General features: G+C 61.6%; 18 protein-coding genes. 13 read left to right on the forward strand and 5 right to left on the reverse strand.

What is annotated here, in order from left to right; genetic code table 11:
• Window positions 1–63 precede the first annotated feature (63 nt).
• Window positions 64–1,083, reverse strand: coding sequence for a protease SohB (gene sohB / locus IAE38_RS02880; RefSeq protein WP_201215792.1), 1,020 nt, complete (start codon window positions 1,081–1,083; stop codon window positions 64–66).
• Between the two features lie 197 nt (window positions 1,084–1,280).
• Between sohB and IAE38_RS02885 the strand changes: the two genes are divergently transcribed.
• From IAE38_RS02885 to IAE38_RS02900, 4 genes are all read left to right on the forward strand, one after another.
• Window positions 1,281–1,991 carry a histidine phosphatase family protein gene (locus IAE38_RS02885; RefSeq protein ID WP_201215715.1) on the forward strand — a complete coding sequence of 237 codons (711 nt, stop codon included), beginning with the start codon at window positions 1,281–1,283 and terminating at the stop codon, window positions 1,989–1,991.
• A gap of 57 nt (window positions 1,992–2,048) precedes the next feature.
• The gene (locus tag IAE38_RS02890) at window positions 2,049–2,366 is read left to right on the forward strand and encodes an SCP2 sterol-binding domain-containing protein (protein ID WP_028633561.1); all 318 of its coding nucleotides are present in this window, start codon (window positions 2,049–2,051) and stop codon (window positions 2,364–2,366) included.
• A 192-nt stretch (window positions 2,367–2,558) separates the two neighbouring features.
• On the forward strand, window positions 2,559–3,626 hold the full coding sequence (locus tag IAE38_RS02895) for a phosphotransferase family protein (protein WP_201162414.1): 1,068 nt from the start codon (window positions 2,559–2,561) through the stop codon (window positions 3,624–3,626).
• Between the two features lie 41 nt (window positions 3,627–3,667).
• The gene (locus IAE38_RS02900) at window positions 3,668–4,435 is read left to right on the forward strand and encodes an SDR family oxidoreductase (RefSeq protein WP_201162416.1); all 768 of its coding nucleotides are present in this window, start codon (window positions 3,668–3,670) and stop codon (window positions 4,433–4,435) included.
• A gap of 39 nt (window positions 4,436–4,474) precedes the next feature.
• Here IAE38_RS02900 and IAE38_RS02905 read toward each other — a convergent pair whose 3' ends face one another.
• On the reverse strand, window positions 4,475–4,825 hold the full coding sequence (locus tag IAE38_RS02905; protein WP_028633564.1) for a hypothetical protein: 351 nt from the start codon (window positions 4,823–4,825) through the stop codon (window positions 4,475–4,477).
• Window positions 4,826–4,941: 116 nt separating this feature from the next.
• Here IAE38_RS02905 and IAE38_RS02910 point away from each other — a divergent pair, with 116 nt between their 5' ends.
• On the forward strand, window positions 4,942–5,232 hold the full coding sequence (locus IAE38_RS02910) for an RcnB family protein (RefSeq protein ID WP_028633565.1): 291 nt from the start codon (window positions 4,942–4,944) through the stop codon (window positions 5,230–5,232).
• On the opposite strand, the gene IAE38_RS02915 is transcribed toward IAE38_RS02910, so the two are convergent.
• Complete coding sequence (locus IAE38_RS02915; protein ID WP_201215717.1) at window positions 5,233–6,393, reverse strand: GGDEF domain-containing protein; 1,161 nt, start codon at window positions 6,391–6,393, stop codon at window positions 5,233–5,235.
• A gap of 224 nt (window positions 6,394–6,617) precedes the next feature.
• Between IAE38_RS02915 and IAE38_RS02920 the strand changes: the two genes are divergently transcribed.
• From IAE38_RS02920 to IAE38_RS02930, 3 genes are all read left to right on the forward strand, one after another.
• On the forward strand, window positions 6,618–7,004 hold the full coding sequence (locus tag IAE38_RS02920; RefSeq protein WP_201162420.1) for a glycine zipper domain-containing protein: 387 nt from the start codon (window positions 6,618–6,620) through the stop codon (window positions 7,002–7,004).
• A 135-nt stretch (window positions 7,005–7,139) separates the two neighbouring features.
• Window positions 7,140–8,969 carry an SLC13 family permease gene (locus IAE38_RS02925; protein ID WP_201215719.1) on the forward strand — a complete coding sequence of 610 codons (1,830 nt, stop codon included), beginning with the start codon at window positions 7,140–7,142 and terminating at the stop codon, window positions 8,967–8,969.
• Between the two features lie 128 nt (window positions 8,970–9,097).
• Complete coding sequence (locus IAE38_RS02930; RefSeq protein ID WP_201215721.1) at window positions 9,098–10,522, forward strand: GGDEF domain-containing protein; 1,425 nt, start codon at window positions 9,098–9,100, stop codon at window positions 10,520–10,522.
• A gap of 197 nt (window positions 10,523–10,719) precedes the next feature.
• Here the strand turns inward: IAE38_RS02930 and IAE38_RS02935 are convergent, their stop codons facing one another.
• Both IAE38_RS02935 and IAE38_RS02940 read right to left on the reverse strand, forming a co-directional pair.
• Complete coding sequence (locus IAE38_RS02935; RefSeq protein WP_201215794.1) at window positions 10,720–10,914, reverse strand: hypothetical protein; 195 nt, start codon at window positions 10,912–10,914, stop codon at window positions 10,720–10,722.
• Window positions 10,915–11,310: 396 nt separating this feature from the next.
• The gene (locus IAE38_RS02940; RefSeq protein WP_028633571.1) at window positions 11,311–11,664 is read right to left on the reverse strand and encodes an SH3 domain-containing protein; all 354 of its coding nucleotides are present in this window, start codon (window positions 11,662–11,664) and stop codon (window positions 11,311–11,313) included.
• A gap of 233 nt (window positions 11,665–11,897) precedes the next feature.
• Here IAE38_RS02940 and IAE38_RS02945 point away from each other — a divergent pair, with 233 nt between their 5' ends.
• From IAE38_RS02945 to fdhE, 5 genes are all read left to right on the forward strand, one after another.
• Window positions 11,898–12,083, forward strand: a complete 186-nt coding sequence (locus IAE38_RS02945; protein ID WP_201215723.1) for a hypothetical protein — start codon at window positions 11,898–11,900, stop codon at window positions 12,081–12,083.
• Window positions 12,084–12,565: 482 nt separating this feature from the next.
• The gene (gene fdnG / locus IAE38_RS02950) at window positions 12,566–15,616 is read left to right on the forward strand and encodes a formate dehydrogenase-N subunit alpha (RefSeq protein WP_201215725.1); all 3,051 of its coding nucleotides are present in this window, start codon (window positions 12,566–12,568) and stop codon (window positions 15,614–15,616) included.
• Window positions 15,617–15,628: 12 nt separating this feature from the next.
• Complete coding sequence (gene fdxH, locus IAE38_RS02955; protein WP_201215727.1) at window positions 15,629–16,510, forward strand: formate dehydrogenase subunit beta; 882 nt, start codon at window positions 15,629–15,631, stop codon at window positions 16,508–16,510.
• Window positions 16,510–17,142 (forward strand): formate dehydrogenase subunit gamma, encoded by a 633-nt coding sequence (locus IAE38_RS02960; RefSeq protein WP_028633575.1) that lies wholly within the window; start codon window positions 16,510–16,512, stop codon window positions 17,140–17,142. The genes fdxH and IAE38_RS02960 overlap by 1 nt, the downstream gene beginning before the upstream one ends.
• Window positions 17,139–18,047: a formate dehydrogenase accessory protein FdhE gene (gene fdhE, locus IAE38_RS02965; RefSeq protein ID WP_201215729.1), complete on the forward strand. Its 909-nt coding sequence runs from the start codon at window positions 17,139–17,141 to the stop codon at window positions 18,045–18,047. The genes IAE38_RS02960 and fdhE overlap by 4 nt, the downstream gene beginning before the upstream one ends.
• Window positions 18,048–18,049 lie beyond the last annotated feature (2 nt).

Raw genomic sequence — 18,049 nt, forward strand, 5'->3', positions numbered from 1 at the left:
TGTCTGCATTCGTTTCACCTTGCAACCCCCTAATCGAAAAAAAATTTCAACAGGTTCAAGGTGTTAGCGCAGGCGGTTGAGTTTGCTCCACAACCCTACCAAAGCGTTCTCGACCGTGCCGCTGGCAGCCATGCCGATACGCTCCTGCAGGCTCTTGCGCTCTGCGTAATGCAGGTGGAACACGTTGGCGGTGCGGGCGCGGTCGCTGATGTACTCGTCGCTGGTTTGCAGGGCATCCACCAGTTGGCGGTTGAGTGCCGAGACGCCTAGCCAGACTTCGCCAGTGGCTACCTCATCGATGTGCAGCTGCGGACGATAACGGGCGACAAAGTCCTTGAACAACTGATGGGTGACGTCGAGGTCTTCCTGGAATTTTTCCCGACCCTTTTCGGTATTTTCACCCAGCACGGTAAGGGTGCGTTTGTACTCACCGGCGGTCAGCACCTCGACATCGATGTCGTGCTTCTTCAGCAGGCGGTTCACGTTGGGCAACTGGGCAACCACGCCGATCGAACCGAGCACGGCAAAGGGTGCGCTGATGATCTTCTCGCCGATGCAGGCCATCATGTAACCACCGCTGGCCGCTACCTTGTCGATGCACACCGTCAGCGGTATGCCCGCCTGCCGAATGCGTGCCAACTGCGAAGCTGCCAGGCCATAGCTGTGCACCAGCCCGCCGCCGCTTTCCAGCCGCAGTACCACCTCGTCCCGCGGGGTGGCGAGGGTAAGCAGCGCGGTAATTTCGTTACGCAGGCTTTCCGTGGCAGAGGCCTTGATGTCGCCGTCGAAATCCAGCACGTAGACCCGGCCTTTATCTTCAGCCTTGGCCTTCTTGACCTTCTTTTCCGCTTTGCCCTGCTGTTTACGCAAGGCCTTGAGCTCGGCTTTGTCGAACAGGCCTGACTCCAGGCGTTCGCGCAAATCCTTGTAGAAATCGTTCAGCTTTGTAACCTGCAAATGCCCACCCGATTTGCGCCGGCCCTTGCCGCGCAGGCCGGCGACAGCCGAAAGCACCACCAGAATGGCGATGACCAAGGTGGCGGTTTTGGCGAGAAAGCTTGCGTATTCGGCAAGAAACTCCACGTTGACTCCTTTGAATTGCTGCGCCATCTGGCGCGTAACTGTAGCAAGCATACCGGTGCGCCTGGGGTGCCGCCAGCGGTTGCAAATGCCGGCAACATCTTTCAAACAACCTTTTCAAACGCTTGTATGTTTTTCGTTGACAGCCCGATTTTGGCGTCCTAACCTCGGCAACAATCACCAACAGGCCGGACGCTTACGTGGGCAACCTTTACCTGATCAGACATGGCCAAGCTTCTTTCGGTGCGGATGACTACGATGTCCTTTCGCCCGTCGGCGTCCGTCAGAGCCAGGCACTGGGTGAACACCTGGCTCAATTGGGCCTGCGCCTGGACCGCTGCGTGGCTGGCAACCTGCGCCGCCAGCAGGACACCGCCCGGCTCGCACTTCAAGCGTTGCACCACCGGGGTTCCCCCGTGCCGGCCATTGAGACCGACGCTGCGTTCAACGAGTTCGATGCCGACGGAGTGATTCGCGCCCTGTTGCCAAGCTTGATGGCAGACGAGCCCAATGCACTAGACGTTTTGCGGGACTGCGCCAACAACCGAAGCGAATTCCAACGGTTGTTCGCCATCATGGTTCAACGCTGGCACCGTGGTGAGCATGCCTTGGAAGGCCTGGAAAGCTGGGCTGCATTCACCAGGCGTGTACAGGGCGGCCTGGATCGTGTGCTGGAGGCTGCGGGCAGCGGTGACAATATCGCCATTTTCACCTCAGGCGGCACCATCGCTGCGCTGTTGCACCTCATTACAGGCGTTACCCCGGATCAGGCCTTTGCCCTGAACTGGCAGATAATCAACACCTCGCTCACCCAGGTTAAATTTCGCGGGCGCGAGGTGGCACTGGCTTCCTTCAACAGCCAGGCACATGTGCAGCTGTTGAGGACACCGTCGCTTGTCACCTATCGATAAGCCCCGGCTTGCAGTGTCCCCTCGGGGACGTGAAAACCACTCTATAAGGAATGCACCATGACCTCCGTAGCTGATGCCGTTAAAAAGATGCAAGAGAAGTTCAACCCATCCGCTGCCGCCGGCCTGGACCTGGTGTTCGGCTTTAACATCACCGACGAAGACAAGCACTACGCCTTGATCGTCAAGGATGGCACTTGCGCGTTGCAGGAGGGCGAAAACCCCGACGCCAATTGCACCCTGGTAATGGACAGCGAAACCCTCAAAGGTATCGTCAGCGGTGAAACCGACGGCATGCAGGCGTTCATGGGCGGCAAACTGCGCGTTGAGGGCGACATGATGCTGTCGATGAAACTGAGCGAACTGTTCCCGTCCTGATATCAGGGCCGCAGCAGGGCAGAAACCGAAGCCAGCCTGGCTTCGGTTTTTTTTCGCCCACAAAGCGCCACGCATCAACCCCGTTGATTCACCGGCAACACCCCGGCCAATGAGCCACTGGTACGCTTGTTCCACTAGCTGATTGCCATTAGATTGCAAAATAGTCCTTGCGAGCGAGAATAAGGAAACCCCATGACGCTCACCGATCAGTCAGCGCAGGTCCGCCCAGGGGAAGAGCTCGATGCCGCCCTCATCGATCAGTACCTCAAGGCGCACATCCATGGCCTGGGCGGCATGCCAAAGGTCAGCCAGTTCCCAGGCGGCGCGTCCAACCTTACCTACCTGATCAGCTACCCGGACCGTGATCTAGTCCTGCGTCGCCCGCCCTTCGGGCAAAAGGCCAAGTCGGCGCATGACATGGGCCGTGAGTTTCGCATCCTCAACCAGCTGAACAGCGGCTTCCCCTACTGCCCCAAGGCCTATGCCCACTGCACCGATACCGGCCTGATAGGCAGCGAGTTCTATGTGATGGAACGGGTCAAGGGCATTATCCTGCGCTCCGACATCCCTGCAGAACTGAACCTGGACGCTGCCCGCACCCAGGTCCTGTGCCACAGTTTCATCGACCGGCTGGTCGAACTGCACCAAGTCGACTTTGAAGCCTGCGGCCTTGCCGACCTGGGCAAGCCTGAAGGTTATGTACAGCGGCAGATCGCCGGCTGGACCAGTCGGTACGAAAAAGCCCTGACCCCCGATGCGCCCCGCTGGCAGCAGGTAACGGCCTGGCTGCATGACAAGATGCCTGCCGACCACCCGCAACCGGCCATCGTGCATAACGACTACCGCTTCGACAACGTGATCCTCGATGCCGACAACCCCATGCAGATCATCGGGGTGCTTGACTGGGAGATGGCCACTTTGGGCGACCCGCTGATGGACCTGGGCAACAGCCTGGCCTACTGGATCGAAGCGGGTGACCCAGCCCCGGTGCAACTGATGCGCCGCCAGCCAAGCCATGCACCTGGCATGCTCAGCCGTCGCCAGTTCGTGGAGTATTACGCACAGCGCGCCGGTATCCCGCTGGACAATTTCGATTATTACTATTGCTACGGGCTGTTCCGCCTGGCGGGCATTGTGCAGCAAATCTACTACCGCTATTTCCACGGGCAAACCCAGGACAAGCGCTTTGCCCAGTTCATCCACATGAACCGGCTGCTGGAGCAGATGGCCCTTCAGGTGATCGCAAAATCCAGCCTTTGAGCCGCTCTTCCCACACCAAGGCCCTTACCAAGGAACGCATCATGTCGCAGACTCAGCTGTTCGACCTCACGGGCAAGATCGCCTTCGTTTCCGGCGCCAGCCGCGGCATCGGCGAGGCGATTGCGCACCTGCTTGCACAGCAAGGCGCCCACGTCATTGTTTCCAGCCGCAAACATGAAGGCTGCCAGCAGGTCGCCGATGCCATCGTGGCGGCGGGCGGCCAGGCCACCGCCATCCCCTGCCACATTGGTGAACTGGAGCAGATCAGCCAGGCGTTCGCAGCCATCCGGCAGCAGTTTGGGCGGCTGGACATTCTGATCAATAACGCAGCCACCAACCCCCAGTTCTGCAACGTGCTGGACACCGACCCTGGGGCGTTCCAGAAAACGGTCGACGTGAACATTCGGGGTTACTTCTTCATGTCGGTTGAGGCGGGCAAGCTGATGCGCGAGCACGGCGCTGGCAGCATCATCAATGTGGCGTCGATCAACGGCGTTTCACCGGGGCTGTACCAAGGCATTTACTCGGTGACCAAAGCAGCCGTCATCAACATGACCAAGGTATTCGCCAAGGAATGCGCACAATTCGGCATACGCTGCAACGCCCTGCTACCGGGCCTGACCGACACCAAGTTCGCGTCTGCGCTGGTCAAGAACGAGGCGATACTCAAGGCTGCGCTGCAGCAAATTCCCCTCAAGCGTGTGGCCGACCCCAAGGAAATGGCAGGGGCCGTGCTGTACCTGGCCAGTGATGCATCCAGCTACACCACAGGCACAGCGCTGAACGTCGACGGCGGTTACCTGGCCTGATCGCGCCAGCGCTGCACGAGCCTGGAACCACGGCGCCCGTCAAAGGCAGGTGGCGGCCGCCGCACGGTGCTGCAGGGAAACCCCGTCGTTTTTCTGTGCGTAGTAGTCCACCTGCACCCCACCTGCCTGCGGATAAACGTCGACGAACGTCTCGGCCTCACGGGTGTACACGGTAAAACCACCCTGTGGGCGGGGCTCCAGGTAGCCGCTGGCATCCTGACCGAACACACGCTCCTCCTGCCAGCCGAACTGGATGCACTGGGCAACCCGGTCCGCTGCCTTTTGCGAGGTGAGCTTGGCGGTGGGCTCGCCTTTGCGGGCTGCCTCCATGGTCGCCGAAGCACAACCGACCAGCACCAACGCTACGGCCACGGGCAAAATCGCACGCATGTTCAGTCCTCGAAATCTTGAAAAAGAACGCGACTCTAGCACTGCCAGCATCGCGAGTGAATTGTGGCGCACGTTGCGCTGTCTGACGGGGAACATGACGCAACAAGGAAATCGCCATGAAACTGCACTACCTGCTGCTCGCCGCCCTGCCCTGCTTGCCAATGGCCGCCAATGCGGCCACCTCGACAGACGACAGTGTCCAGAACTCCTCCACCCGTAACCGGGAATTGAAAGAGGGAGACAAGGTTCCCGATCAATTCAAGCGTGAGGATGCCTCGGTCAAGGACTGGAAAGCCAAAGGGCTGCCAGCGCCTGAGAAAGAAAGCCACTGGGTGAAAATGCAAGACCATTACGTACTGGTGCAAACCACCAATGGCGTAATCCTGGCTATTCGCCCCGTCCGTTGATCACCCCAGATCAGCAAGTGCTGCCAGGTGCACCGTGTTGCGCCCGGCAGCCTTGGCCCGGTAGAGCGCCGCATCGGCTTGTGCGAGCAAGCTTGCGGTGCTGTCTTCACGCCCCGGTTTGCCGCACCATAGCCCCACACTGAAGCGCAGCTCGATCCGGTCACCTGCAAACCAGGCAGGGCTTTGCGCAATCGCCTCGCGCAAGCCGTTTACGGCGCCCATGGCGCCGGCATGGTCGGTACCCGGCAGCAGCAACAAAAACTCTTCACCGCCATACCTGCCAAGGCTGTCCCCTTCGCGCAGGCGCTGCTGCAACTGACGCACGCAGTGGCATAACACCTCATCCCCGGCCAGATGCCCGTACAGGTCATTGATGCGCTTGAAGTGGTCAATATCGATCATTGCCACCGCAAGCTGGGTGGTATTTGCCCGTGCCCGGTCCAGCTCAACCGCAAAGCGTTCCAGAATGGCGCGCCGGTTGAAGGTGCCGGTCAGCACGTCGCGCAAGGCCAGGTGCTGCAAGCGCGACTCGCTGCGTTCCTTGGCCATCAGCACCAGGCCGATCGAGTACATCATCACGGTAACGGTGCCGATAGCCACCGAGACGCTCTGTTTCAGGTTGCTGGTGTCATAACGCATATCCGCCGCCGTGCCCGTGGCCACCGCGACCACGCGCATACCCAGGCCCACCAGGCTGATGAGTGCCCCGATCTGCAGCAGCAGGTGAGCACGCCCGGGCCGCTCGGCATGGCGCCGCGCCCAGTACAGAATCATCGCGCACTGCACCATCAGCACCAGTGTCGCCAGCAACATCCGCGGCTCCACGGTGTGCAGCAACAGCATCAGGCCCACCAGCATGCACGCCGGGATAACGAAGATGGTGCGCCACGGCACCACCTGTTCGCGCACCCTGAACAAGCTGGCCGTGTAGAACGCCAACGCCAGCGACAGCAGGCTGTTGCCCAACCCGTAACTCAGCCACAACGGTGCCACTGCATAAACGGTGTAGCAAACATAGGCCAGCGCATGCACCAGCAGCCCGCAACCTGTGAGCAGCAGGTTGTCGCGGGGGCTGCTGCGCCCGACCAGCAACAGGCAGAAAGCCAGAATGGTTGCGACCAATGCAACGGCGGCGAACAGCGTAGGGGTATGGGCGATCATCGTGATTCACCAGGTGGCAGGCAGCCGTCTTTATTGCGGCTTGATGTGCAGTTTAGAGCCCTTGAAGGTACTCGGCCATGACTGGTTGAGACAGAAAGGCCGCTTGCCAGCACCGCCCGTCATGCACACTTCCAGGTTGGCACACCTCAGGAAACCAAACGCACGTTTTGAAGTCCCAGTGGTTAACGTGGATTCGGCCACCTGACTGATTCGAGGTTTCCATCATGCGCCTGACCCTGCCTTCCCTTGCCCTTGGCCTGCTGCTCTGCCAAGGCGCGTTCGCCGGTGACGGCAATGCAGCCATTGGCGGTGGCCTGGGGGGCGCCTTGGGCAATGTCGTTGGCCAGCAACTCGGGGGCCGTACCGGTGCCGCCATTGGTGCTGGCGTGGGCGGTGCCGCTGGCAGCGCCGTCGGCGCCCCCAAGCGCAACCGTACCAAAGCAGCTGTAGGGGGTGGCCTGGGCTCAGCAGGCGGCTCCCTTGTTGGCGGCGCGTTGGGTGGCAGCACTGGCTCAACGATTGGTGCAGGTCTGGGCGGCGCGGCTGGCGGCGCTGTGGGTAACAACATGGGCGACAATGGCGGCAAAAAACACCGCCGCCACCGCCACTGACACCCTCCGCCTGGGGCCGGAATGCGGCCCCAGGCAGGCAAAACCTGCAGCACGTCAACACGCCCTTCATCACTTGCTGGCACACTGGTAGCTATCAATGCTTAACGTGCCCTGTGTGAAGGAACACCCCTCCCAATGAACCAAGAGCTGTTTTGGGTCCTCGGCCTGCTGGCCATCGTGGTCATCCTGTTTGTCATCAACCGCCCACGCATGGATGTGGTGGCGCTGTTGGTCATTCTCGCATTGCCGCTTTCCGGCATCCTCACCGTCGAACAGGCCCTTGCAGGCTTCAGCGACCCTAACGTGGTGCTGATCGCAGCGCTGTTCGTGATAGGCGAAGGCCTGGTGCGCACGGGTATCGCGTACCGCATCGGCGAGTGGATGAGCGAACGGGCCGGCAACAGCGAAGCACGGCTGCTGGTGCTGCTGATGGTGGCAGTGGCGGGCCTGGGTTCGGTGATGAGTTCAACCGGTGTGGTGGCCATTTTCATCCCGGTGGTGCTCAGCATCGCGGCACGCCTGCAACTTTCACCCAGCCGCCTGATGATGCCACTGAGCTTCGCCGGCCTCATCAGCGGCATGCTCAGCCTGGTGGCCACGCCGCCCAACGTGGTGGTGCACAGTGAGCTGGTGCGCCACGGCGAGCAGGGCTTCAGCTTTTTCAGCTTCACCCCGTTCGGCCTGGTGATACTGGTGCTGGGCGTGGGCTACATGCTGCTGACCCGCCACTGGCTGAGCGGTGAAGTGCGCAAGGATGGGCGCGTGGAGACCCGCCGCACCCTGCTGGACCTGGTGCTGGACTACAAGCTCAATGGCCGCGAGCGCCGGCTGCGCATTCGCCCGCACTCGCCATTGATCGGTCACACCTTGGGCGAGTTGAAGTTGCGCACGGACCACGGCGCCAACGTCATCGGTATCGAGCGCCAACACAAGTTCACCACTCGCGTGATCGCGCCCGACTCCGGCACAGTGCTGCACCAGGGCGATGTACTGCTGCTGGACCTGTTCGCCAAACGCGACGACCTGCGCAGCCTGTGCCAGACCATGCAGCTGGAACCCCTGCACTTCAAGGCTGCCTACTTCATAGACCAATCCCAGGAAGTGGGTATGGCCGAGGTATCGCTGCCGCCCGGCTCGCAGCTGATTGGCAAGAGCATCCTCGAACTGGCCTTCCGTTCGCGCTATGACCTCAACGTCGTGGGCCTGCGCCGTGAGCAGGCCGCCATCGAAGAGCAACTGGTGGAGGAGAAGCTGCGCCTGGGCGACACCTTGCTGGTGGTGGGCCCATGGAAGGCGGTGCGCCAGTTGCAGAGCAAACCCAGGGACTTTCTGGTGCTGAGCCTGCCCGCTGAAATCGACCTGGTGGCCCCGGCCCGACGGCGCGCGCCACAAGCACTGCTGAGCCTGGCGGTGATGGTTGGGCTGATGGTGAGCGGTGCCGTGCCCAATGTGCTGGCCGCACTCATCGGCTGCCTGTTGATGGGCGCAGGCCGCTGCATCGACATGAACAGCGCCTACCGATCCATTCACTGGCAAAGCCTGATACTGATCGTGGGCATGCTGCCTTTTGCCCAGGCGCTGCAAAAAACCGGGGGGATCGACCTGGCGGTGAGTGGACTGGTCAGCCTGCTTGGCGGGGCCGGCCCCAGTGCCATCCTGGCGTGCCTGTTTGCGGTAACCGCCGTGATCGGGTTGTTCATCTCCAACACTGCGACTGCGGTACTGATGGCCCCGGTGGCGATTACCACCGCCACGCAGCTGGGCATGTCGCCCTACCCGTTTGCCATGACGGTGGCGCTGGCCGCCTCGGCCGCCTTCATGACACCCGTCTCCTCGCCGGTAAACACCTTGGTACTGGGCCCCGGGCAATACCGCTTCGCGGACTTCGTCAAAGTCGGGGTGCCGTTCACATTATTGGTGATGCTGGTGGCGGTGATCATGGTGCCCTGGTTCTACGGGCTTTGAGGCCGAACAGCACAGGTATTGGCAAAAAGCCATGACCTGGGGCAGATTGACATCAAGTAGCAGGACGAAACACACTGATCAGCATTACCCCAGGTGCTTTCAGCCGTTGTCCTGGATTTCGTTTCCGCTTGTCGGTCGAACCAATGGTTTTTCCAGCCCAATCGCGCCTGCTTTCTTACGTCGCTCTGCTCTGCCTGACCTTTGCCCTCACCCTTGGCGGCATCCTGGCACGTCCGATCGAATCCCTTTCGCTGTTCTGGCCCGTCAATGCGGTACTGGCCGGGGTACTGCTGCGCTACCCGCACCATGCCACATTGCCCGCCTTGCTTCTGATATGGCTAGGCATGGTCGCTGCGGACCTGCTATGCGGCAGTGAGTGGGCACCGGCGCTGTGGTTCAACCTTTGCAACATGGGGGTGGTCGCCACGCTTTGGCTGTTGCTATCCCGCTTACCACGCCTGCACCGCCGCATGCGTACCCCACACGGGGTACTGTGCGTATTTGGCGCCTGCGCGGGCGGTGCGATGGTGGCCGCCAGCATGGCCGCAGCCATGGCGGCCCCCTGGTTCGAACAGTCGGTGCGCGCCACCTGGCTGGCCTGGTTCAGTGAACAGTTCTCTACCAGCGTGCTGGTGCTGCCGGTGCTGCTCACCGCCCCATCAGCACAGGCGCTGATCCGCAGCGGCGGGCAGGCCATACGCCTGTCACCCCTGCTGGTGATGCTGGTGTCGCTCGCATTCAGCATCGCATTCGGCGGGCCCGGCGCCATCGCCTTTCCCATCGCGGCATTGCTGTGGTGTGCTTGGACCTACTCGCCGTTCATGGTCTCGCTGCTCACGCTCACAGCCGGCAGTACGCTGATCGTGGCAGTGGCACAAAACCTCATGCACTTCAGCGTGCCGCAGAGTGAATCCGGCGTCACGGCGCTGATGTCAGCGCGCCTTGGCATCGCCATGCTGGTGTTGGGCCCGCTGGTGGTTGCCTGTGTCACCCAGACCAATCGCAGCCTGATGGCGCGCCTGGCGCATCAGGCCACCGTCGACCACCTCACCGGTACTCTGACCCGCAGCGCCTTCACACGGCGCGCAAACGCGCTGCTCGACAGCCGGCAGCAGCACGCCCAGTTGCTGCCCATGACCCTGATGATGCTCGACATCGACCACTTCAAGTCGATCAACGATGCCCATGGCCACGCCGTAGGGGACCTGGTACTGCGCCAGTTTGCCGACACCCTGCGCGACCAGTTGCACAGCAATGAACTGCTGGCGCGCATGGGTGGCGAGGAATTCGTCGTCATCCTGCCAGGCCTTGCCCCCGACCGGGCCCAGTTCACCGCCGAGCGGCTTCGCCGGGCCGTGCAGGACCTGGATGTGCAGCAGGCCGACAAGCGTGTGCAGATTACTGTCAGCATTGGTATTGCAGGTTGCGACGCCGGCCAGCCAACGCCAGCGCTGGATGTACTGCTGGCAAGCGCCGACAAGGCGCTGTACCGGGCTAAGGCTCAGGGTCGCAACCGTGTAGAACAGGCTGAACCGATGCGCCGGGTTATCTAAGTGGGTTGCGACATGGCCCACTGCTTTACTGCCTGATTGCCCACCTAAGCCCCAACGTGCTCGCCCCAAGATCAACCTCTGCAGCTGCTCAAATTCTGCTCAATCTAACAGAGGCCGCCGTGGGCTTGGCTTTCAGCACGTTATCCACAGACCTACCCACGTTTTTTGTGGACAGATTTCTGAGCGTGGAGAATGACTTATCCCACATCCAGCAACGCGGCGTTCGCTAGCTTGACCAGCTCGATCCACTCCTGCGTGCTGATCAACCCCGCCCGCTCCAACACCTGCGCATCGTGTAACGCCGTGTGGTAACGCGGCTCGTCGAGCGCACCCTTGGCCAGGAAACGGGCACGCCACTCCAGCATCGCTGAAGCGCCTTTTTTGCTTTCTATCAACGACTGGACTCCAAGGCATAAGTACCCGCCCGAATGAACGGCGGCCGGAGACTACACGACGCCTTGGCACTTGAGAATGACAGCTGCCTACCGCTGGTCTGCAGTGTATTGGGGGGCGGGCCTGCCGGAGGGAAGAAGGCAGGCCGGAGGGTTGGGGACCAACAATCAGCTTGGCGGAATGGTACCCAGCAAACCGATAAGGATGGTCAGGACCAGAAAACCACCGAGGAACAGCGCGAGCTTGCCCATTGGAACCTCTACATGACGATACGGGATGCAGCTATTTTCGCGCTTCAGCTGATACGGTTACAGATGCAGGTTTGTAGAAAAAAAGCAGATCAGATTGGCCGTGCAATGACCGGATCATCCCTGCGCAGCCCTCTGCGCCTCGCGTCAGGTGAGCTGCCTGAGCTTCTGAGCGGGTAGCCATCCCAGCTCGCCATTGCCATGGCGGCGACACCATAACCAACCATTCAAGGGGCGCAGCATCTGCACCAGTTGCCCAGGTTCAGCATCCAACTCATGGGCTGAATAGTGGTCAAGCGCCCTGCCCTGACCAACACTCAACCGCTCGATCAGTTGCGCGGGCACCCAGCCAGGTTCCTGACCGGTGCAGCTGCACAGGTACCAGTCCTGCCAGCCCGGCTCACCTTCGTAGCGCGGGCCTACTTCCAGCAAGGTGCCCTTGGCGAACCGAATAGGGCGCGGGTACTCACTGCGGTGGCTCTCGATCACAACGTAGTGCATAGGCCTCTCCTTGGCCGGGAAAACATCGATCGTAGCAGAGGCTGCGCAACCTGCAGCGTGTAGCAAGTTACGGGCGGAGGATTTCTCAAGTTGTAGGAATAATTACCCAACCATGTAGGACCTTTCGCCATCTAACCCAGTCGCTGTATGAAACATCAGTTTCTCCTACAAATTCGAGCTGATACCGTCCGTATTTCCTACATCGGCATGGAAGCTACCTACGTGAGAAATTTATGGACACATACAACGCGTCAGCCCTGAAACTGCAGAAAAACTTGCTGAACCTGCGTACTGAGCGCGACCGGCTCATTTCGCAAAACAGGCACAGCGAAGCACAGGCCCTGGAAGCGCCTATCGCACTGCTGGAAGACGCCATCAAACAACTACCGCCCGCCTTCAAACCGAGCACGCTGCAATAGCTGGTCAGCCCGGCGGCGCGTGAAAATTTAGCCCGCCGGGCCTTGCACTTTAGTCGTATTGTTTTTAATGGCTGGGCGGTCACGGGTGAGGTTTATTGATTCAGATCAATACAGTACCTTATTATTTAACCGTATCAGTTACTTCATCGAAACGCTCTATCAATTGATCGAGCCGGCCAATTAGCCCACCCACCGCCAACCCATTAAACTCTGCCCCGCCACGTTAGCAAACGCCCCGGCACGACCGTGATTCAGTCCTTATAATTTTCGAATAACCCACTGCGCTTTCGTCATACGAAACAGCACCCTCTCATTGGTCAGGCAGGCCACCTGCCGCCTCCTTGCAACGGGCATACCTATTGATTGCGCCAGCCATGCAAATGGCCGGCGGGCACCCGGCTGCCTGCATTGGACCGGGGCCTTATGTAACCCAGGCCGGGCTTGCCACACCGCGCAGCCTGACGCCTGTTGGAGGAACGTTAATGGATCTTGGCAGACGGCAGTTTTTTAAACTTTGCACCACCGGTGCCGCCGCTGTTTCAGCTGCTTCTTTAGGCTTTGGCGCCACCGTGGCCAATGCCAGCCAGTCCCGGCAGTACAAGTTGTTGCGGGCCAAAGAGACCCGTAACAACTGCACCTATTGTTCAGTGGGCTGCGGCATCCTGATGTATAGCCTGGGTGACGGCGCGAAGAATGCCAAAGCGCGCATCTTTCACATCGAAGGCGACCCCGACCACCCCGTCAGCCGCGGTTCGCTGTGCCCCAAGGGCGCAGGCCTGGTCGACTACATCCACAGCGAACAGCGCCTGTTGCACCCCGAATACCGCGCAGCCGGCTCCGACAAATGGGAGCGGGTGAGCTGGGACTACGCGATCGACCGCATCGCCCGGCTGATGAAAGATGACCGGGATGCCAACTTCATCGCCCGCAACGCCGACGGCGTCACCGTCAACCGCTGGTTGTCGACCGGCATGCTGTGCTCCTCTGCCGCCTCCAGCGAAACCGGCGCCCTGGACCAACGCTTTACCCGTGCACTGGGCATCCTGGGCACCGACAGCCAGGCCAGGGTGTGCCATGCCCCTACGGTAGCAGCGCTTGCGCCCACCTTCGGCCGCGGCGCGATGACCAACAACTGGGTGGACATCAAGAACGCCAACGTCGTGCTGATCATGGGCGGCAACCCGGCCGAAGCGCACCCTGTAGGGTTCAAGTGGGTGATCGAGGCCAAGATCCGCAACGGCGCCAAAGTGATCGTGGTCGACCCGCGCTTCAACCGCAGCGCTTCAGTGGCCGATATCTACGCACCGGTACGTGCGGGCTCAGACATCACCTTCCTGATGGGCATGGTCAACTACCTGTTGACCCACGACCGTATCCAGCATGAATACGTACGCGCCTACACCAATGCCTCGCTCATTGTGCGCAACGACTACCACTTCGACGACGGGTTGTTCAGCGGCTACGACGCCAAGGCGAGGCGCTACGACCGCAGCTCTTGGGCCTACGAGCTGGATGACAACGGCCATGCCCGCCAGGACATGACCCTGAGCCACCCCCGGTGCGTGTTCAACCTGCTCAAACAGCACGTCAGCCGCTACACCCCGGAGCTGGTCAGCCAGCTGTGCGGCACACCGCAGGACGACTTCCTGGAGATCTGCGACATCCTGGCCAGCACCAGCGTGCCAGACCGCACCGCCACCTTCCTCTACGCCCTCGGCTGGACCCACCACACCACCGGGGCGCAGATGATTCGCGGCTCCGGCATGCTCCAGCTGCTGCTGGGCAATATCGGCATGGCCGGTGGTGGCGTCAACGCCCTGCGCGGCCACTCCAACATCCAGGGCTATACCGACCTGGGGCTGCTGTCCCAGCGCCTGCCGGGCTACATGAACCTGCCGTCGGACAGCCAGGCCGACATACACACCTATTTGCAGCAAACCACGCCCAAGGCCCAGCTGCCCGACCAGGTGAACTACTACCAGCACACGCCCAAGTTCTTCATCAGCCTGATGAAGAGCCTGTACGGCGAAAAAGCCACCCGCGAAAACGACTGGGGTTTCGACTGGTTGCCCAAATGGGACGACAGCTACGACGTGCTCAACTTCGCCAACCGCATGCATGACGGTAAGGTCAACGGCTATATCGCCCAAGGCTTCAACCCCATCGCCGCGTTCCCGGACAAGAACAAGGCAGCCGAGGCACTGGCCAAGCTCAAGTTCCTGGTCATCATCGACCCGCTGGCCACCGAGACCTCCAGCTTCTGGCAGAACCATGGCGAGTCCAATGACGTGGACCCCGCACAGATCCAGACCGAAGTGTTCCGCCTGCCCTCCAGCTGCTTTGCCGAGGAAAACGGCTCTATCGTCAATTCCGGGCGCTGGTTGCAGTGGCACTGGGCCGGTGCCGCGCCGCCCGGCGAGGCCTGGCATGACGGCAAGATCCTTGGCCACCTGTTCATGAAGCTGCGCGAGCTGTACCAGGAAGAAGGCGGCGCCTGCCCTGAGCAGGTACTGAACATGGCCTGGGACTACAAAGACCCATACGACCCGGCACCTGAAGAGGTGGCCAAGGAGTCCAATGGCTATGCCCTGGCTGACCTGCACGACGACCAGGGCAACCTGGTACTGCGCAAGGGCCAGCTGCTGGACAATTTCGGCCAGTTGCGCGACGACGGCAGCACCGCCTGTTTCAACTGGGTGTTCGCTGGCTGCTGGACCGAAGCCGGCAACCAGATGGCCCGGCGCGACAACGCCGACAGCGGGCTGGGCTGCACACCAGGCTGGGCCTGGGCCTGGCCACAGAACCGCCGCATTCTGTACAACCGTGCCTCAGCCGACCCTCAGGGCAAGCCGTGGGACGCCAAGCGCAAGGTCATCGGCTGGGATGGCAGCCGCTGGAGCGGCATCGACGTGCCGGACTTCCCGGTAACCGTGCCACCCGGCACCGCCACCCACCCTTTCATCATGTTGCCCGAAGGGGTCGGGCGACTGTTTTCGGTAGGCGCGATGAACGATGGCCCGTTCCCTGAGCACTACGAGCCCACCGAAAGCCCGCTGGCCAGTAACCCGCTGCACCCCGCTGTCAGCAAAAGCCCCACCGCGCGACTGTATGACAGTGACCGGGCACGCATGGGCAGCCGGGAGGAGTTCCCTTACGTGGCCACCACCTACTCCATCACCGAGCTGTTCCGCCACTGGACCAAGCATTCCCGGCTCAACGCCATCGTCCAGCCTGAGCAGTTCGTCGAGATCGGCGAGCTGCTGGCCAAGGACAAAGGCATCGTGCAGGGTGACCTGGTGCGGGTCAGTACCAAGCGCGGCTACATCAAGGCCAAGGCCGTGGTGACCAAGCGCATTCGCCGCCTGCAGATCGACGGCCAGGCGGTCGACACCATCGGCGTGCCCTGTCACTGGGGCTTCGAGGGCGCGACCCGCAAGGGCTTCCTGGCCAACACCCTGACCCCGGGGGTGGGCGAATCGAACACCAATACCCCGGAATACAAAGCGTTTCTGGTGAACGTGGAAAAGGCCTGACGGAGCCCTATTATGTCCCTGCAATCCCAAGACATCATCCGCCGCTCGGCCACACACGCCTTCACACCGGCACCCCGCGCACGCGATCACCAGGCCGAGGTGGCCAAGCTGATCGACGTGAGCATCTGCATCGGCTGCAAGGCGTGCCAGGTGGCCTGCAACGAATGGAACGACCTGCGCGACGAGGTCGGCCATAACGTGGGCGTCTATGACAACCCGGCCGACCTTACAGCAGACACCTGGACGCTGATGCGCTTTGACGAGCACGAGAACGAGGCCGGCAAGCTGGAGTGGCTGATCCGCAAGGACGGCTGCATGCACTGCGCCGACCCCGGCTGCCTGAAAGCCTGCCCGCAACCCGGCGCCATCATCCAGTACGCCAACGGCATCGTCGATTTCCAGTCCGAGCACTGCATCGGCTGCGGCTACTGCGTGGCCGGCTGCCCGTTCGATGTGCCACGCATCAGCAAGAAGGACAACAAGGCCTACAAGTGCACCCTGTGCGTCGACCGGGTAACGGTCGGCCAGGAACCGGCCTGTGTCAAAACCTGCCCCACCGGCGCCATCAACTTCGGCAGCAAGGCCGACATGCTGGTACAGGCCGAGGAACGTGTCACCGAGCTGCATGGCCGCGGCTTTGCCGGCGCGGGTATCTACGACCCACAGGCCGTCGGCGGCACCCACGTGTTCTACGTGCTGCAGCATGCGGACAAACCCGAGCTGTATCACAAGCTCAACCCGGACCCGCGCATCAGCACCGCCATCAGTGGCTGGAAAGGCTGGCTGAAGCCGGTGGCAGCGGCGGCGTTCTTCGCCACCCTGGCCGGTACCGTATTCCATTACATCGGCGTTGGCCCGAATGAGGTGGAAGAAGACCACGAGGAACACTTGTGATGAACAAGGACAAACTGATTCTGCGTACCCGCTTCATTGACCGGGCCAGCCACTGGTTCATGGTCATCTGCTTCTTTCTGGTGGCCCTGTCGGGGCTGTCGTGGTTCTTCCCGTCGCTGAACTGGCTTAACGGCGTGTTCGGCACGCCGCAGCTGGCGCGCATCCTCCACCCTTTCTTCGGGGTGGTGGTGTTCGTGGTGCTGATGTTCCTGTTTGCGCGCTTCGTGAAATACAACCTGCCCGAGCGCCAGGACGCCATCTGGTTTCGCAACGTGAAGACCGTACTCGCCGGGGACCACAGCAAGCCGCTGCAGATTGGCAAGTACAATGCCGGGCAGAAGGTGCTGTTCTGGGGGATCATGGGCCTGATCACCCTGCTGATGCTCAGCGGCGTGGTGATCTGGCGGCCGTGGTTCGCACACCTGTTCGATATCGCCCTGATCCGCGTGGCGCTGTTCACCCACGCAGTGGCTGGTATCTGCCTGATCCTGCTGATCATCGGCCACGCCTACCTGGCGTTCTGGGTCAAAGGGTCGATACGCGGCATGGTCACCGGCTACGTGAGCCGTCGCTGGGCCAAGTCGCACCATGACCGCTGGTATCAGCAGATCTCCAAGGGTGACAAGCAATGAGCAGCATCACGGTGGTGCCCGTGGAACAAGCCACGGGCGGCGTCAATGAGATCACCCCGTTGCTGCTGCCGCCCGCCGGCCAGTATTACCAACAGCGGGCCGCACGCCTGCGCCACCTGGCGCAGGGGCATGAACAGGCCGACTACCTGCTGTTTGCTGCACAGGTGGCGCAGGCTCAACAGGCCTTGTTGCAGCGCTTTCCCGTGCCGGCCGACGAGGTGCAGGCTGTGGTGGCCAGCCTGGGCCCGCACGTGCCGTTGGCGGCTGAGCGCCTGGCGCGCTCTGGCTACTGGCAGGCAGCCTTGCAGCAACTGATCGAGCAACTGATGCCTGGTGCCGGTCCGGTACTGGCCGATGCGCTGGCGAGCCTGGCCAACACACCCCCTGAGCAACGCGAGGCGGCGGCTGACCACCTGCTGCAGGGCCGCTACGACCAGGTAAACAGCGGCCAGGCCGTGCTCCTGTGGGCGGCGTTGATGCTGTACGCCGGCCAACTGGCTGCGGCTCTGCCGGTCACGGCCAAGGCCGCAGTGGGCGAACATCGCCAGTATTGCCCGGTGTGCGGCAGCGCCCCCATCGCCAGCGTGATCATGACCGGCAAGCGCAACGGCTTGCGCTACCTGCACTGCAGCCTGTGCGAAAGCCGCTGGCACATGGTGCGGGCTAAATGCAGCAATTGTGAACAGACCGGCAAGCTGGACTACTGGTCGCTGGACCGGCAGGCCAGCCCGGTGAAGGCCGAAAGCTGTGGTGACTGTGGCAGCTACCTGAAAGTGTTGTACGGCGAGCACGACCAGGGGCTGGAGGTGGTAGCCGATGACCTGGGTTCGCTGGTGCTCGATGCAGAAATGCAGCGAGAAGGGTTTGCCCGTAGCAGCTTCAACCCGTTTCTGTTCCCGGGTTGAAT

The organism is Pseudomonas sp. S32, assembly GCF_016648095.1.
Classification (GTDB): Bacteria; Pseudomonadota; Gammaproteobacteria; order Pseudomonadales; family Pseudomonadaceae; genus Aquipseudomonas; species Aquipseudomonas parafulva.

Bases quoted from the DNA above. Each gene is read 5' to 3' on its own strand.
- IAE38_RS02945 (WP_201215723.1), top strand. From the start codon at position 11,898: ATGGACACATACAACGCGTCAGCCCTGAAACTGCAGAAAAACTTGCTG.
- fdhE (WP_201215729.1), top strand. From the start codon at position 17,139: ATGAGCAGCATCACGGTGGTGCCCGTGGAACAAGCCACGGGCGGCGTC.
- IAE38_RS02925 (WP_201215719.1), top strand. From the start codon at position 7,140: ATGAACCAAGAGCTGTTTTGGGTCCTCGGCCTGCTGGCCATCGTGGTC.
- IAE38_RS02895 (WP_201162414.1), top strand. From the start codon at position 2,559: ATGACGCTCACCGATCAGTCAGCGCAGGTCCGCCCAGGGGAAGAGCTC.
- fdnG (WP_201215725.1), top strand. From the start codon at position 12,566: ATGGATCTTGGCAGACGGCAGTTTTTTAAACTTTGCACCACCGGTGCC.
- IAE38_RS02910 (WP_028633565.1), top strand. From the start codon at position 4,942: ATGAAACTGCACTACCTGCTGCTCGCCGCCCTGCCCTGCTTGCCAATG.
- fdxH (WP_201215727.1), top strand. From the start codon at position 15,629: ATGTCCCTGCAATCCCAAGACATCATCCGCCGCTCGGCCACACACGCC.
- IAE38_RS02890 (WP_028633561.1), top strand. From the start codon at position 2,049: ATGACCTCCGTAGCTGATGCCGTTAAAAAGATGCAAGAGAAGTTCAAC.
- IAE38_RS02905 (WP_028633564.1), bottom strand. From the start codon at position 4,825: ATGCGTGCGATTTTGCCCGTGGCCGTAGCGTTGGTGCTGGTCGGTTGT.
- IAE38_RS02920 (WP_201162420.1), top strand. From the start codon at position 6,618: ATGCGCCTGACCCTGCCTTCCCTTGCCCTTGGCCTGCTGCTCTGCCAA.
- IAE38_RS02960 (WP_028633575.1), top strand. From the start codon at position 16,510: ATGAACAAGGACAAACTGATTCTGCGTACCCGCTTCATTGACCGGGCC.
- IAE38_RS02900 (WP_201162416.1), top strand. From the start codon at position 3,668: ATGTCGCAGACTCAGCTGTTCGACCTCACGGGCAAGATCGCCTTCGTT.
- IAE38_RS02940 (WP_028633571.1), bottom strand. From the start codon at position 11,664: ATGCACTACGTTGTGATCGAGAGCCACCGCAGTGAGTACCCGCGCCCT.
- IAE38_RS02915 (WP_201215717.1), bottom strand. From the start codon at position 6,393: ATGATCGCCCATACCCCTACGCTGTTCGCCGCCGTTGCATTGGTCGCA.